Consider the following 14,306-nt stretch of genomic DNA (forward strand, 5'->3'; position numbering starts at 1 on the left):
CAAACCGGCCGGTGCGCCCTTGTCGCGGGGTGCGCGAAAGTTGGGCGCGCCCGGGGTGGGGCGAGAACCAGCCGTGCCCGGCCGTCGGGTGCGCACGGCCGGGCACGGCGTTCAGACGCGGTGCGTCATCGGCGCGGGATCAGCCGCTGATGACCGGGGACTTGCCCGATGCCGCGTTCACGATGGTGTACAAGCCCTGGAAGCTGGCGGTGGTGCCGACGATGCCGCAGCCGCCGCCGACCTTGTTGGCGATGGACAGGGTGAGCCCGCCGCCCGCGGTGTTCAGCGTGCCGTTGCTGCCACCCGCGGTCGGGTTGTTGTACTTGGCGGCGACCTTGCCGGTCACGTCGAAGGTGCAGGGGCCGAGGATGCTGCTCCCGGACACCTTCGCCTTGATCGCTCTGATCTCACCGGTCACCTGGCCCGTGGAGTTGGTGCCGGCGCCCGCCGCGTAGTCCAGGCCCCAGATCTCCCACGGCGGCGTGGTGGTCACCGTCCAGGTGGAGCTGAACGGCCCGGTGCACGGCGAGTTGAACGAGATCGCCGAGATGGACGCGAGCTTGGCCGGGCTCCCGGCGACCGGGGAGGTCGGCGCCGAGCCCGAGGCGGCGGAGGTCGCGCACTGGATCTTGTTGCCGTTGTTGTCGGTCAGGACGGTCACTCCGGCGCTGCCGTTGAAGGCACCGGTCGGGCTGATCGTCCAGCTGGTCGGCGCGGCGACGGCCGACGGGGCGGCCAGGACGACGGATGCCGCGGCGGCCCCGATCGCGGTCAGGACACCGGTTCGCTTGAACATGGGGGTACTCCCTTTTCTCGTCCCGTTGGGGATTCGGCTGAACGTGACTGGAGAGGTTCGTGCTGTGCGGCCTACCGCTTCGCGGAGTGCCAGAATTCCGACAGCTTGCGGCCCTCGTTCGGCGCGAGGCCGGCGGGGTCGTAGGGGCTGCCGAAGTACGTGGTGGTGTCGTCCAGCGTCACGCTGTTCTTCCCGGCGGCGGACGGGAGACCGGTCTTGAGGTTCACCGCCCAGTCCAGGAGCCCGGCTCCGCAGCCGCTTGCGCCCGGCACGGCGAACGTGGCGTCACCCTGGTCGGCGCCGTCGAAGGTGTAGCGCCCCATCTCGCCCTCGTCGTCGTTCGGCGTCCCGTCAGCTCCGAACCGCTGGAGCGAGAGGGTCGGCGCCGTCACGTTCTGCGGCTTGAGGAGCACCGGGTTCGCGGTGGTCCCGATGTAGCACTTGTCACCCAGGAACGGATTCTTGAGGTGGATGCGGACCGGGATGGTGAGAATGGGCTCACCGGTGGAGAAAGCCGCGCTCATACGGAAGTCGCGGGGTGCTCCGGCCGGTTCGATGGTGGCCGTCACACGGTTGAGATTGTTGTCCGTCAACTGACGGCAGATCGCCGATACGAGCGGAATTCCGCTGGGGCACATCAGCCCGATCAGCCCGCCGGGGATCTCCGCCGGATCCGCCGTCAGCGCCCCCTCGGGCGGGGCCACCAGCGAGGCGGTGCCGTCGGCTCGCTGGACGACGCCGAGCTGCAGATCCGTGTGGCCGGTGGAGACCTTCGTCTTGCCCAGCGTGATGGATCCGGTGGCCGAACTCGACGCGATGCAGGTGGCGATGGTGGTGACGCCGTCGGCGGCCAGCATGGCGGGCGCGTCGACCGGGCAGCGGTCGAAGGGCGCCCAGTCGCCGTTGAGCTGGGTCGCGGCGGTGGCCGAGCCGGTGGAGAGCAGAGCGCTGAATGCCGTGAACGCCGCGAGAAGGCCTACGCGGGTTCGATTGGAAACGGATCTCATGTCGTCCCCTCTGTCGGCCGCCGTGGCGCGGCCTCGTGCACGAAGTTGACCGGTTCTGCAACGCATGCCCGCACCGCGACGAGTTCTCGACGGTGATGAAGCCTCGGGTGGGCCCGGGGGCGGAGGATCGGAGCATCAATTTTCGGGCAGATTTCACGACCGAATTGATCGAGGCGTGATGTTACTCGCGGGAAACTGGGCGACACAATCCGTCCGGCTAAGATTCTTTGCACCGCACTTTTTTTGATCCGTAAATGAGCATCGGGGCCCGGTTCCCTTATCAAGGAATGCGTACCCGGGGGCCGGGAATTGCGTACCGGCGGCCGGAACCCCGCGCGCGGTGCGTACGCGGCGCAGCCCTGCCGGGCGGCCCCGGAACTCCGGCTTCCGTTCCCTCGCGGTTCTCTCGCGGATCTCTCACGCATGCCATGCAAATCGGCCAAGCGGCCGGAAACCCCTGTTCGGGAGCACGCGTTCACCCGCGTTCACCCGCGTTCACCCGCGTACGCCGTGGTGAGCCGCCCGTACGCCCGTCGATCTCGGAGCCGCCGGGCTCCGGGCGGACCGCGCCGGGAACAACTCGGTGACAGCGGAACCGCTTTGTTGTCACCGCCGGAGCAGGCGGCCGAAATTCATTGTCCGAAAGCGCGCAGTACCGCGCGACCTGCACGGAAGTCGCACAGTACGGCCGAGATGTGTGCCCCCTGCATGCCGATCTTGTCCAAGTGGTGTGCAGTGCCTGTTCCTTGGTCTATCTTCGTCGCGGACTTGGTACGCACCTGTCGGTTCGTGGGAGCGCTTTCCCCCCACCGCCTCACCCCACCACCGGGCGCCGAGAGCAAGGGGATCTGTCATGCCACATCTCATACAGCCGTTGGATACCGATGACCCACTCGGGCCGCTCCCCCAGGAATTCGCGGCGATCATGCGGCCGGAACTGCCCAGCCTCATCAAGGAAATCGGCGTCGAGGTCACCCGGGCCTATCCGGAATACGCCCGGCTGCTCGACGGCCCGAACGGGCAGGCCATCCGGGTGGGCGTGGAGCAGAGCCTCGCCTCCTTCGTCGATCTGGTGGCCGAGCCCGCCTCCCCCACCACGCTCCGGGACGACATGTGCCGGCGCTTCGGACGGTTCGAGGCGTACGAGGGCCGGAGCATGGACACCCTCCAGGGGGCCTACCGGTTGGGCGCACGAGTGGCGCTGCGACGGGCGAAGAAGGTCGGGCAGAGCTATCGCCTCTCCCCCACCCTGATGCTGAGCTTCGCCGACGCGCTCTTCGCCTACGTCGACGAACTGGAATCGCTTTCCCGGGAAGGCTTCCTGGAGGCGCAGTCCCAGTCGGGCGAGCACAGCGAGGCGCTGCGCCGCCGTCTGCTCCATCTGATCCTCGCCGGGCGCCCGGCCCCCGGGAGCGCCATCGCCGACCTGTGCGAGCAGACCGGGTGGGCGCTGCCCGAGAAGGTGACGCTGATCGCCGTGCGGGCCCCGGCGGAGCTGGACCGGCTCCACGCGGACCGTGACCTTCTCGTCGACCTCAGCGCGCCGCAGCCGCATCTGCTCGTTCCCGGAGCGCTGGACGACGCACGAAGGTCCATGCTGGAGCAGGCCCTGCCGGCCGGACGCGCGGCGATCGGGCTGACCGTCCCCACGGCGCTGGCCTGCGAGTCGATCCGCTGGGCCCGCCGGGTCCTGGAGCTCGTCGACTCCGGTGTGATCGACGACGCTCCGCTGATCCGCTGCGAGGACCACCTCATCACCCTGTGGCTGCTGTCCGACCCCGCCCTGCTGGACCAGCTCGCCCAGCGGGAGCTGGCCGCCGTCGCGGGGATCAGCGCGACCCGCCGCGACCGGCTGGTCGAGACGCTGCGGATCTGGCTCGACACCCGGGGCACCGCGGCGCAGATGGGTGCGCTGCTCGATGTCCACCCGCAGACCGTGCGCTACCGCATGCGCAACCTGGAGACCATTTTCGGTGACCAACTCGTCGATCCCGAGAGCCGTTTCGCCACCGAGGCGGTGCTGCGCGCACTGCGTCTGCGCTCACGCGCCACCGGCACATCCCCCTGATCCGGATCACGTTCGGCGCGTCGGGTCAACTTACCGGCGCGTAAGGCGAAATAGACGGTCAGTCCCAAACGGTTGCGACACGGAGACGTATCCGGCGAGAAACCCGGAACCACGTCCCGTACACAGGAGGGAGCCCGCCGCCCAACAGGCGACGGATCCCATGCACCGCCTCCTGGCCAACCATTCCGAGAGGGAACGCCCCATGACCGCCTCGCACCTCCTCGTCCCCGTGCCGATCCCGGACCGGGTCGCCGCGCTGATCGGTTCGTGCATTCCGCCGCACATCCTCCAGGCGGAGTTCGACGCCGACTGCGCGGCCCGCGAGGTCCGCAGGTTCCGCGGCCCCCGGCTGGGCGTCGAGGACCAGGCCGACCGCGAACAGGCCCTGTCCGAACTGGCCCGCGCCAACAAGGTGCTGGCCGCGCACCATCCGCGACTGGCGGTGCTGCCCGGCTCGCCCTTCTGAGCGACCTTGCGGGACGTAACGGCTCCCCTTACCTTACTCCCAAGTAAGTTTACTTCGGAGTAAGGAATTGGCGTGGACGGAACCAGCGGCGGCAACCTCACCGACGACCTGTCCGCGCTCGACTTCGCGGCGGTCGCCCCCGAGGAGTTCGCACGGATCGTCAAGGGCCTGTCCGCCGAGCAGCTTGCCGAGGTCATGCGGGGCGAGCTGCGCACCCGGATACTCGGCGAGGTCTTCGGCCGGATGCGGCAGCAGTTCCGCCCCGAGACCGCGGGCGGCCTCACCGCACTGATCCGCTGGAAGATCACCGGGGAGAGCGACGCGTTCTACGAGACCGCGATAGCGGATGGCGCTTGCCAGGTCACCCCGGGCCGTTCGGAGGCCGAACCCCGCACCACCCTGGTGATGGCCGACGCCGAGTTCCTCAAGCTCGTCTCCGGCAACGGCAATCCGGTCACCATGTTCATGACGCGCAAGCTCAAGGTCGCCGGTGACGTCGGCCTCGCCTCCGGCCTGACCCGGTACTTCGACATCCCGAAGGCGTGAGGGGATGAGCTTCTTCTCCCTGGCCGACATCCGCACCGAGATCGAAGCCGTACGCCTGCTGATCTGGCAGGCCGCGTGGATGGCCCGCAACGACCGTACCTTCGACGCGGGCCAGGGCTCCATGTCGAAGCTGCGGGCGGGCGAACTCGCGGTCGCGGCAACGGAGAAGGCGGTCCAGATCCTCGGCGGCGCGGGTTACAGCCGGGAGCATCCGGTGGAGCGGATGTACCGCGACGCGAAGATCTACACGATCTTCGAGGGCACCAGCGAGATCCAGCGCCTCGTCATCGCGCGGGCCATCTCGGGGCGGCACATCCGCTGAGGGCCGGGACGCTCTCAAAAACACCCGGGCGGAGGCAGGCCACTCGGTCACGCGATGGACGGACCACACCTCTCCCCCGCCATTTGGTCACAACTCCATCACCAACGGAACATCTGGCTCCCCCGGGCGTGGCCGGGTCGCTACGGTCAGGCCTCCACGAACCACCCTGGGGGGACCATGGATTGGAACAGCCCGCAGCACCCGTCACGCCAGTCCGGCTGGGGGCAGGGCGGCAACTTCACGCCGCCGCCACCGTCGACGGGCGGTCCGCAGTGGACGCGCAAGCGCGTCATACTCCCGGCGGCAGGTGCGCTGCTCGTGGTCGGCTTCGGAATCGGCGCCGCCGGTGAGCCTCCGCAGGAAGTCCGCACGGTCGCGGCGAAGACGAAGCCCGCCCCGACGGTCACGGTCACAAAGACGGCGACGGTCACGGTGACCGCGACCCCTGAACCGGCCCCCACGATCACGAAGGTCAAGAAGGTGCGGGTCACCGTCACCGCCGCTCCCCCGGAGCCGAAGCCTGCGAAGAAGCCCGCCGCCCAGGACGACGACAACGGCAGCAGCAGCGGCGGCAACAACGGAGGCTCGGGCGGCGCGTCGGCGTACTACGAGAACTGCGACGCGGTCCGCGCCGCGGGCGCCTCACCCATCCGGTCCGGCCAGCCCGGGTACGGACCTCATCTCGATCGCGACGGCGACGGAGTGGGCTGCGAATAGGGACGCCCGGCCGCACCGGACGTGACGGAGGCCCCCTCCGGCAGGAGGGGGCTGTTCACTGCGACACACGACGCCTCGGGCGGCTCATATGCCGAGGAAAAGCCCCCGCATGACGGTCAACACATGTGATCCTCGTCGCCCTCAACACCTACCGCGACACCGGAACGCGAACGGGGAAATCGACATCCGGGCCGGGCGGCCGTAGGCCGTCACCGAGTGCGCCGGAAGGAACACGCAACAGCCCCGGACCCCCGGCCACACCCCGTCCACGTGCGGCAACACGGTTCGGATCGCCCGGTCGTGACGATCCAGGGGGATCCGTGGCGACGGTGTGGAGAGGTCGGCGGCACGGGGCGCCGACGCGTCGGCGGCGGTTTCCGGCCGGGGACGAACGGCTCTCACGGCCGCCCCCGCACGATTCGGCGGTGCGTCGTCCGCCTCCGTGCCACTAGCCTCTTCACATGACCTCCACTTCGACCCAGCCGACGCCTGCCCGCCCGATGGTTGAGCTGAACGCGGAGATCCGCGCTCTGGTCGCCGACGGCGGTGTGGTGTCGCCGGAGGGCCGCCGGGAGTACGAGCGGCTTCTCGTCGAGTGGGTGGCGGCCGTGCGGGGCAGCTCCGCCGAAGCCGTCTGACCGTACGGGGCGGATCGACGGAAGCCGTCCGACCGTACGGCGACGGGTGCCCGCCGGGAGCGGTGCAAGCCCGGCACGACGGGAGCCGCCCCCTCCGCAGGGGCCGGCCGGGGCGTCGGCGACAGTGATCGTCCGTCCGCGTCCTCATCCCGGGAGAGCCCATGACCGCCGCGTCACCCGCCGGCGCACGCCGCACGTCCCTCCTGCTCGTCACCGATCTCGCCTACGAGGCGCGCGGCCGCCGCTACTGCGACGAGGACATCCGCCTCTCCTCCCGGCTGCGCGAGGCGTTCGACGTCGCGCTGTGCCACCCCCGGGACGCGGCAGCGCTGCTGGAAGGCTTCGACACCGTGCTGATCCGCAACAGCGGGCCCGTGCTGCACTACCGCGAGGCGTACGACGCGTTCCGCTCGCGGGCCCTGGAGCTGGGGACGCCGGTCTACAACCCGCTGGGCGGGCGCGGCGACATGGCGGGCAAGGAGTATCTGGTGGAGATGGACCGGGCGGGCCTCCCGGTCATCCCCACCGTGGACCGGGCGGCCGACCTGGCCCGGCTGCCCGACGTCCCCCGGTACGCGGTCAAGCCGAAGCTGGGGGCGGACTCGGTCGGGCTGCGGTTCGTCACGGCGGCACAGGCGCGGGCCGGGCTGGAGCGGGCGGCCGAGGGCTCCCTCCTCGTACAGCCGCGGGTCGACTTCCGCCACGAGGTGTCCTTCTACTTCGTCGACCACGACTTCCAGTACGCGCTGTACGCCCCGGACCCGGAGCGGCGGTGGGTGCTGGAGCCGTACGCGGCGAGCGCGGAGGACCTGGAGTTCGCCCGGCGCTTCATCGCCTGGAACACCCTCGACCACGGGATCCAGCGGGTCGACGCCTGCCGGACGGCGGACGGCGCCCTGCTGCTCGTGGAGCTGGAGGACCTCAATCCGTATCTGTCGCTCGACCGGGTCGGCGAGGACGTCCGGGAGGCGTTCGTGGCGCGGCTGAAGACGTCGATCGCCTCGCTGCCCCGCTAGGAGCTCCGGACCCCCGTCCGGCCCGTCCCCGCATGCGGGGACGGGGGGCCGGTGTGAGGGTGCAGGGGTGACGACTGCCAGCGAGCAAGCCCCCGCCGCGCAGAGTGCCGCCGCGCCGCCGCCCGTCCTCGACCGGCGACGGCGCAACATCGTCTTCGCGACGATCGTGCTCGGCATGCTGCTCGCGGCGCTGGACCAGACGATCGTGGGCACGGCCCTGCCGACGATCGTCTCGGACCTGGGCGGGGCCGCGCACATGTCGTGGGTGGTCACCGCGTATCTGCTGGCGGAGACGGTGGCCACCGTCCTGGTCGGCAAGTTCGGCGACATGTTCGGGCGGAAGCTGGTCTTCCAGGTCTCGGCGATCATCTTCATCACGGGATCGTTCCTGTGCGGCCTGGCGTCGGACATGCTGCTGCTGATCATCTGGCGCGGTATGCAGGGCATCGGCGCGGGCGGTCTCATGGTCACGTCGATGGCGCTGATCGCGGATGTCATCCCGCTGCGCGAACGCGGCAAGTACCAGGGCGCGATCGGGGCGGTCTTCGGTATCTCCACCGTGATCGGGCCGCTGCTCGGCGGGCTGTTCACGGACCATCTGACGTGGCGCTGGGCGTTCTACGTCAATGTGCCCATCGCCATCGTGGTGGTCATCGCCGCCGCCCGGAACATCCCGTCGGTGAAGGCGACGGGGCGGCCGGTCATCGACTACCGGGGCATCGCGCTGGTCACCGTCGGGGCGAGCGCGCTGATCCTGGCGACGAGTTGGGGCGGGAACGAGTACGCCTGGGGGTCGGCCGTCATCATCGGGCTGTTCCTCTGCGGGCTGATCGCCCTGGCGCTGTTCTGTCTGGTGGAGACGCGGGCGAAGGAACCGATGCTGCCGATGCGGCTGTTCCGGAACCCGGTCTTCACCGTCTGCTCGATCCTCTCCTTCATCGTGGGCTTCGCGATGCTCGGCTCGATGATCTTCCTGCCGACCTACCTCCAGTACGTGGACGGGGACTCGGCGACGCTCTCGGGGGTACGGACGCTGCCGCTGGTCGCCGGTCTGCTGGCCGCCTCGATCTTCAGCGGCAACGTGGTGAGCAAGACGGGCCGCTACCGGGTGTTCCCGATCGTGGGGACGCTGGTGATGGCGGCCGGGCTGTTCCTGCTGTCCCGGATGGGGCCGGGGACCGGCGTCTGGCTGGAGTCGCTGTACATGGTGGTGCTGGGGCTCGGCATCGGGCTGGCCATGCAGGTGCTGACGATCGCCGTGCAGAACACCGTGGACTACGAGGACCTGGGTACGGCCACCTCGGGCGTGACGTTCTTCCGTACGCTGGGCAGCGCCTTCGGCACGGCGGTGTTCGGCACCATCTACGCCAACGCGCTGAAGCCGAACCTCACCGACGGGGTCGCGCAGGCGGTGGCGGCGGGCGGCGACCCGGCGGTGCTGGCCGGTGCGTCGCAGAGTCCGCAGGCCCTGCACGCGCTGCCCGACGCCCAGTCGGAACCGCTGGCGCTGGCGTACGCGGACACGTTGCACACCGTGTTCCTGTGGACGGTGCCCATCGCGCTGATCGGCTTCGTCGTCGCGCTGTTCCTCAAGGAGGTGAAGCTGCGCGACTCGGCGCGGCTCGGGTCGACGGACATGGGCGAGGGCTTCGCCCAGCCGGGCAGCGGGGACTCGGCGAAGGTCCTGGAGTATTCCGTGGCCACGATCCTGCACAACGCCGGCCCCGACACCGCCCGGCGGATCACCGCCGAGTCCGACACCCGGCTCGACATGGCGGGGGCCTGGGCGGTGATGCAGGTGGACCTGTTCACCCGGATGGTCGGGCACGCGGGCCTCGGGCTGATCGCGGCCCGGCACCGGATTCCGCCGGAGGTGCTGGTGCCGGTCTTCGACCGGATGATCGAGGAGGGCTATCTGACGGGCGACGGCCGGCTCTTCTCGCACACGGCGGCGGGCCGGCGCGAGGCGGCGGTGATCTCCGACGCCTGGGGCCACTGGCTCAACGACCGCCTGGCCGAGGACGGCGCACGCCCCGACGACGCTCAGCTCCGGGCCACCGTGGACGTGATCGCCAAGCGGCTGCTGGCGGAGGACCTGGCCCAGGAGCTGTCCCCCGCGGCCGGCTCCGGCGGATCGTCGCGGGTGGGGGCTCCGGTCTGACGCACGGGCCGGGCGTACGCCGGCCCCCAGGGCGCCGGTCAGTCGACGAAGACCGCCGTCGTGTAGACCCAGGCGCCCTCGTGCCGGACGAAGCGGCTCTTTTCGTGGAGGGAGTCGGGGCGCCCGTCGTCGGTGTAGTGGGCGCGGAAGGTGACCGTTCCGGTGGAGTGGAAGGCGCTGCCCTCGGTGGTGTCCAGGATCTCCAGGCCCACCCAGCGCATCGACGGATCGAAGTCGACGCCGGGCGGCCGGGTCTCGGGGTGCCAGGTGCGCAGCAGGTACGCCGCGTCCTGGACGACGAAGGCCGCGTACCGGGAGCGCATGAGGGCCTCGCAGGTCGGTGCGGCGGCGCTGCCGCAGTGGTACCGGCCGCAGCACTCCCCGTAGACGGCGGGCAGGCCGCAGGGGCACGGGGAGGCGGGGGTGATCCGCGGGGCGGCGGTCGCCCGGTGCCGGGAGGTGCGTCGTGACATGCGTCCATTGTGACGCGTGACGGCGGGGAGGCGCGTACGAGGCATCGCTCGCCGCCGTCGGCCCGCCCCGTGCGCGGGTCGGCGGTGACGGGGTTGACGTCAGGGCTTGCGCGCCACGCCCGCGTAGCCGGGGATCGGCTCGTCGCCGGGTACGTCGATGGCCTGGCCGAGCTCCGGGTGCCAGTCGGCCGAGAGCGAGACACCCGGTTCGACCAGTTCGAGGCCGTCGAAGAACGCCGTGAGTTCGGCGCGGCTGCGGGGGCGCAGCGTCATCCCGCGCGCCTTGTACATGGCGCGGGCCTGCGCGGCGCCCTCCGGGTTGAAGTCGCCGGTGGTGTGCGAGAGCACCAGGTAGCCGGTCATGGCGCGCTCCGTGGTCAGAGGTCCGTACAGAGGCGGGGTGCAGTCATCAGATGCGGTCTCAGGTGAGCAGGAAGTCGGCCTGGCCGGCCTTGGCGCCCTGGATGAACGCGGCGATCTCGCCGTTGGAGTAGATGAGGGCGGGGCCCTCCGGGTCGGCGGACTGGCGTACGGCGACCCGCCCGTCGGCGAGCTTCATGGCCTCGATGCAGTTGCCGCCGTTCCCGCCGCTCCACGGCTTGTACCAGCCTTCGGAGCCGAGGTCACCGGCCGGCATGCCGTTGTATATGTGGTTCATCACAGCTCCTTGCGGAAGTCCCGGAGGATTTCCTTCGTGCGTTGTGCAGTCGCGGCCTGAGCCGCCATGCGGTCCATGACTTCGAGGTAGGAGGCCACCTCTGGGCGGGCGTCGAAGTAGACGGCGCCGGTCAGGTACTCGCTGTAGACCATGTCGGGGAGTTCGGGAACGGCGAACCGGAAGAGGACGAAAGGACCGTAGGTTCCCGGGTGGTGGCCGGCGGCGAACTCCGCGATCTGCAGCGTGACGTGGGGAAGCTCCGTGGCCGCGAGGAGCTTGTCGATCTGCCCGCGCATCACCTGCGCGCTGTCGACGGGCCGCCGCAGAACGGTCTCGTCCATGATCGCCCACAGCCGGGGGGCGTCGTCCTTGGCCAGCAGGGACTGCCGCTCCATCCGCAGCGCCACATGGCGCTCGATGTCCTCGGGGCGGGTCTGGCCGACCGCCCCGGTACGCATCACGGAGCGTGCGTAGTCCTCGGTCTGGAGCAGCCCGGGCACGAAATGCGGCTCGTACATGCGCAGCAGGCTCGCGGCGCCCTCCAGGCTGACGTACATGCTGAACCAGTCGGGCAGCACGTCGTGGAATCGCTGCCACCAGCCCGGCCGGTTCGCCTCCTCCGCCAGGTCGACGAAGGCCTCGGCCTCCTGGTCGCCGACGCCGTACGCCTTCAGCAGCAGCTGGACGTAGGGGATCTTGAGCCCGACCTCGGCGGTTTCCATTCTGCGTATCGTCGCCGGGGCGACCCTGAGCACCTTCGCCGCCTGGTCTCGGGTCAGGCCGACACGCTCGCGCAGAACCTGCAGGCGCTTGCCGAGAACGACCTGGCCCACGGTCGGGGCGGACCGCGGTTCGCTCACTTCAGACCTCCCCATGCGCTGTTTGCGAGCAGTGTGCCACGCGTGCGCCCCCAACGACACAGTCACTCTGGAAATTTCAGAGTGCCCCTTGCCAAGTGTCATCGTCAGGGGGAGAGTTGACTCCCGAACCAGTTCGCTCAGTCATGCCCGCCCCCGAGCACCCGGGGAACGAAGCGTGACGCAGCCCCCACTGTGAGGATCGGTCGTGGCACCTGGCAGTGCGCTCATCCCCCGGCTCTTGGACCTCAGTCCCGGGACGGAGGCGCTCCGTTACTGCTTCGCGCTGCCGGCGCACCCCGAGTCGGTGGCCGGTGCGCGCGAGCTGACGCGAGCCCGGCTGGACGCCTGGAAGCTGGGCCGCGACGCCTGCGACGCGGCCGTCCTCATCGTCTCCGAGCTGGTGACCAACGCGGTCGTGCACACCGCGAGCACCCGGGTGGTGTGCGAGCTGAGCCGGCTCGGCAGACGACTGCGGATAGCCGTGCAGGACCAGGGGCACCAGCCCGGCGGCCCGCGGCTGCGCCACTCCTCCGACGACGAGCACGGCCGCGGTCTGCTCCTCGTCGACGCGATGAGCAGCGCCTGGGGTTCGCACGACGCCGGGGACGCCTCCGGCCGCATCGTCTGGGCGGAGCTGGCGCATGACGCGGAGCAGCCGCCGGGCGCGGGGCAGCCATGCTGAGGAACGCGCTGTCCCGGCTGCGCGCGGCGCACCGGGGCCGGACGCCCGACCAGGCCCGCGGCGGCCGGGTGCGGCTGGCGCTGCCGGCCTCGATGTCGGCCAGCCTGGGCTGCGACGCGGTCGGGGTGCCCGCCCGGCACGGCTTCCGCCTCATGTCCCATCTGCCGCGTACCGGCTGCGTGTTCGCCGACGCGGACCGCTGGTGGTGGATCGTCCCGGCCGGCTCCGACCTGGATCTCGACTGGCCCGAGCAGGTGACGTACGCGCGGGACGCGGACGTGCCCGGCGGCCGGCCCCGGCTGATCCACTCGCCGGACGGCCTCACGCCGTACACCCCGCCCATTCCGCTCTTCCTGATGGTCTGCCAGGTGACGGGGGTGGTACCGAGCTGGGGGGCCGCCGGTACGCGGAGCGTCGTGGCGTCCGGCTGACCGGGCCCGGAGCCCGCGACCGAACGAGCCGGGCCCGGTCAGGTCGGGCCCGTCTCGTTCGGTCGTGTTCCCGGCCGGGTCAGGCCCCGTCGAGGTACGCGAGCCCCGGGTGGACCTCGGTGTACCGGTCGAGCAGCCGTCGGGCCACCGTCACCGAGTCGACCAGCGGGTGCAGGGCGAAGGCCTGGACGGCCGCCGCGCGGGATCCGCTCTCCGCCGCCTCCAGCACCGCCCGCTCCACGGCCTTCACCGCCGTGACGAGGCCGACCGCGTGGTACGGGAGCGGTGAGACGGCCACCGGGTGGGCCCCGTTGGCGTCGACGAGGCAGGGCACCTCGACGACGGCGTCCGGGTCCAGGGCCGAGAGCGTCGTGCGGTTGCGGACGTTGAGGATCAGGGAGGCGCGTTCGTTGCGGGCGACGGCGCGCATCAGGGCGAGCGCGACCTGTTCGTAGCCGCCGGACTCCAGGTCGCTCTCCTCCCGCTCCCCCGCGCCGGCGACCTCGCGGTTCTCCGCCATGTACGTCGCCTCGCGTTCGGCGCGGGTGCGGTCCCAGGTGGCCCACGCGGGCGTGCCGGGTTCGCGCATGCGGGCGTAGAAGCCCTCCTGCTGGTCCTGGAGGAACGCGCCCCGGGTCTGTTCCGCCTCCTGGTAGGCGCGTACGGCCTCGCGGTTGACGTAGTAGTAGTGCAGGTATTCGTTGGGGATCGCGCCCAGCGACCGGAGGAGTTCCGCGCCGAAGAGGCGGCCCTCCTCGAAGGTGTCGAGCAGCTTCGGGTCGGCGAGCAGCCGGGGCAGTTCGTCCCGCCCCTCCACGTACAACCCCTGCACCCACCCGAGGTGGTTGAGCCCGGCGTAGTCGATCCAGGCCCGGTCCGGGTCGGCGCCCAGGACGCGGGCGATGCGCCGTCCCAGGCCGACCGGCGAGTCGCAGATCCCGATGACCCGGTCGCCCAGGTGCCGGGCCATGGCCTCGGTGACCAGGCCCGCCGGGTTGGTGAAGTTGATGACCCAGGCCTGCGGGGCGATCCGGGCGATGCGCCGGGCGAGTTCGAGGGCGACGGGGACGGTGCGCAGCCCGTACGCGATGCCGCCCGCGCCTACGGTCTCCTGGCCGAGCACGCCTTCGTCGAGGGCCACCCGTTCGTCGGCGGCGCGTCCGGCGAGCCCGCCGACCCGGATGGCGGAGAAGACGAAGTCGGCGCCGCGCAGCGCCTCGTCGAGTTCCGTGGTGGCGACGACGGCGGGCGCGTCCGCGACGTCCCGGCCCTGTTCCGCGAGGACGCGGGCGACGGCGGTGAGCCGGTCGGCGTCGGTGTCGTACAGCGTGACCTGTGAGACGCGGCCCTCGGCGTGATCGCCGAGGAGGGCCCCGTACACGAGAGGCACCCGGAATCCGCCACCGCCAAGAATTGTCAGCTTCACGCTGCTCGATGGTACGGGCAGGCCACAGCGGTACGGCGC

15 protein-coding genes and 2 pseudogenes are annotated in these 14,306 nt (G+C 70.8%); 10 read left to right on the plus strand and 7 right to left on the minus strand.

Annotated elements, in window-relative coordinates:
* Positions 1–139 precede the first annotated feature (139 nt).
* Together ACFWM7_RS13530 and ACFWM7_RS13535 are read right to left on the minus strand one after the other, a co-directional pair.
* Positions 140–796: a hypothetical protein gene (locus ACFWM7_RS13530; RefSeq protein ID WP_383259567.1), complete on the minus strand. Its 657-nt coding sequence runs from the start codon at positions 794–796 to the stop codon at positions 140–142.
* A 71-nt stretch (positions 797–867) separates the two neighbouring features.
* Positions 868–1,803, minus strand: a complete 936-nt coding sequence (locus ACFWM7_RS13535) for a hypothetical protein (RefSeq protein ID WP_383259571.1) — start codon at positions 1,801–1,803, stop codon at positions 868–870.
* Positions 1,804–2,656: 853 nt separating this feature from the next.
* On the opposite strand from ACFWM7_RS13535, the gene ACFWM7_RS13540 reads away from it, so the two are divergent.
* From ACFWM7_RS13540 to ACFWM7_RS13575, 8 genes and pseudogenes are all read left to right on the plus strand, one after another.
* Entirely contained in the window at positions 2,657–3,871 is a 1,215-nt protein-coding gene (locus tag ACFWM7_RS13540; RefSeq protein WP_383259573.1) for a helix-turn-helix domain-containing protein, read from the plus strand.
* A 202-nt stretch (positions 3,872–4,073) separates the two neighbouring features.
* Complete coding sequence (locus ACFWM7_RS13545) at positions 4,074–4,337, plus strand: hypothetical protein (RefSeq protein ID WP_097875222.1); 264 nt, start codon at positions 4,074–4,076, stop codon at positions 4,335–4,337.
* Between the two features lie 72 nt (positions 4,338–4,409).
* Positions 4,410–4,883, plus strand: a complete 474-nt coding sequence (locus ACFWM7_RS13550; RefSeq protein ID WP_383259580.1) for an SCP2 sterol-binding domain-containing protein — start codon at positions 4,410–4,412, stop codon at positions 4,881–4,883.
* A 13-nt stretch (positions 4,884–4,896) separates the two neighbouring features.
* Positions 4,897–5,205, plus strand: a pseudogene (locus ACFWM7_RS13555) (acyl-CoA dehydrogenase family protein); the annotation flags it as partial.
* A 177-nt stretch (positions 5,206–5,382) separates the two neighbouring features.
* Entirely contained in the window at positions 5,383–5,922 is a 540-nt protein-coding gene (locus ACFWM7_RS13560) for an excalibur calcium-binding domain-containing protein (protein WP_383259585.1), read from the plus strand.
* A 461-nt stretch (positions 5,923–6,383) separates the two neighbouring features.
* Positions 6,384–6,560 (plus strand): hypothetical protein, encoded by a 177-nt coding sequence (locus ACFWM7_RS13565; RefSeq protein ID WP_159024699.1) that lies wholly within the window; start codon positions 6,384–6,386, stop codon positions 6,558–6,560.
* A gap of 161 nt (positions 6,561–6,721) precedes the next feature.
* Positions 6,722–7,576, plus strand: coding sequence for a hypothetical protein (locus ACFWM7_RS13570; protein ID WP_383259587.1), 855 nt, complete (start codon positions 6,722–6,724; stop codon positions 7,574–7,576).
* Positions 7,577–7,643: 67 nt separating this feature from the next.
* On the plus strand, positions 7,644–9,737 hold the full coding sequence (locus ACFWM7_RS13575) for an MDR family MFS transporter (RefSeq protein ID WP_383259591.1): 2,094 nt from the start codon (positions 7,644–7,646) through the stop codon (positions 9,735–9,737).
* Positions 9,738–9,775: 38 nt separating this feature from the next.
* Here the strand turns inward: ACFWM7_RS13575 and ACFWM7_RS13580 are convergent, their stop codons facing one another.
* From ACFWM7_RS13580 to ACFWM7_RS13595, 4 genes and pseudogenes are all read right to left on the minus strand, one after another.
* A complete protein-coding gene (locus ACFWM7_RS13580) occupies positions 9,776–10,210 on the minus strand; it encodes a YchJ family protein (RefSeq protein WP_383259596.1) in 435 nt (144 codons plus the stop codon).
* A gap of 99 nt (positions 10,211–10,309) precedes the next feature.
* A pseudogene (locus ACFWM7_RS13585) lies at positions 10,310–10,567 on the minus strand (SAM-dependent methyltransferase); the annotation flags it as partial.
* A gap of 64 nt (positions 10,568–10,631) precedes the next feature.
* Entirely contained in the window at positions 10,632–10,868 is a 237-nt protein-coding gene (locus tag ACFWM7_RS13590; protein ID WP_205086702.1) for a DUF397 domain-containing protein, read from the minus strand.
* A complete protein-coding gene (locus ACFWM7_RS13595) occupies positions 10,868–11,728 on the minus strand; it encodes a helix-turn-helix domain-containing protein (protein WP_383259605.1) in 861 nt (286 codons plus the stop codon). Before ACFWM7_RS13595 ends, ACFWM7_RS13590 begins: the two co-directional genes overlap by 1 nt.
* A 205-nt stretch (positions 11,729–11,933) precedes the next feature.
* Here ACFWM7_RS13595 and ACFWM7_RS13600 point away from each other — a divergent pair, with 205 nt between their 5' ends.
* A complete protein-coding gene (locus ACFWM7_RS13600; RefSeq protein WP_383259610.1) occupies positions 11,934–12,410 on the plus strand; it encodes an ATP-binding protein in 477 nt (158 codons plus the stop codon).
* The gene (locus tag ACFWM7_RS13605; RefSeq protein ID WP_383259613.1) at positions 12,404–12,841 is read left to right on the plus strand and encodes a hypothetical protein; all 438 of its coding nucleotides are present in this window, start codon (positions 12,404–12,406) and stop codon (positions 12,839–12,841) included. The genes ACFWM7_RS13600 and ACFWM7_RS13605 overlap by 7 nt, the downstream gene beginning before the upstream one ends.
* 79 nt (positions 12,842–12,920) lie before the next feature.
* Here ACFWM7_RS13605 and ACFWM7_RS13610 read toward each other — a convergent pair whose 3' ends face one another.
* Positions 12,921–14,267 carry a 6-phospho-beta-glucosidase gene (locus ACFWM7_RS13610; RefSeq protein ID WP_383259619.1) on the minus strand — a complete coding sequence of 449 codons (1,347 nt, stop codon included), beginning with the start codon at positions 14,265–14,267 and terminating at the stop codon, positions 12,921–12,923.
* Positions 14,268–14,306 lie beyond the last annotated feature (39 nt).

Origin of the sequence: Streptomyces sp. NPDC058375 (assembly GCF_042723425.1) — a bacterium.
Taxonomy (GTDB): Bacteria; Actinomycetota; Actinomycetes; order Streptomycetales; family Streptomycetaceae; genus Streptomyces; species Streptomyces durocortorensis.

What these genes read in the sequence shown, in the direction of transcription:
- ACFWM7_RS13535 (WP_383259571.1), bottom strand. Translation starts at nt 1,803, where the DNA reads ATGAGATCCGTTTCCAATCGAACCCGCGTAGGCCTTCTCGCGGCGTTC.
- ACFWM7_RS13545 (WP_097875222.1), top strand. Translation starts at nt 4,074, where the DNA reads ATGACCGCCTCGCACCTCCTCGTCCCCGTGCCGATCCCGGACCGGGTC.
- ACFWM7_RS13565 (WP_159024699.1), top strand. Translation starts at nt 6,384, where the DNA reads ATGACCTCCACTTCGACCCAGCCGACGCCTGCCCGCCCGATGGTTGAG.
- ACFWM7_RS13530 (WP_383259567.1), bottom strand. Translation starts at nt 796, where the DNA reads ATGTTCAAGCGAACCGGTGTCCTGACCGCGATCGGGGCCGCCGCGGCA.
- ACFWM7_RS13540 (WP_383259573.1), top strand. Translation starts at nt 2,657, where the DNA reads ATGCCACATCTCATACAGCCGTTGGATACCGATGACCCACTCGGGCCG.
- ACFWM7_RS13605 (WP_383259613.1), top strand. Translation starts at nt 12,404, where the DNA reads ATGCTGAGGAACGCGCTGTCCCGGCTGCGCGCGGCGCACCGGGGCCGG.
- ACFWM7_RS13570 (WP_383259587.1), top strand. Translation starts at nt 6,722, where the DNA reads ATGACCGCCGCGTCACCCGCCGGCGCACGCCGCACGTCCCTCCTGCTC.
- ACFWM7_RS13590 (WP_205086702.1), bottom strand. Translation starts at nt 10,868, where the DNA reads ATGAACCACATATACAACGGCATGCCGGCCGGTGACCTCGGCTCCGAA.
- ACFWM7_RS13560 (WP_383259585.1), top strand. Translation starts at nt 5,383, where the DNA reads ATGGATTGGAACAGCCCGCAGCACCCGTCACGCCAGTCCGGCTGGGGG.
- ACFWM7_RS13580 (WP_383259596.1), bottom strand. Translation starts at nt 10,210, where the DNA reads ATGTCACGACGCACCTCCCGGCACCGGGCGACCGCCGCCCCGCGGATC.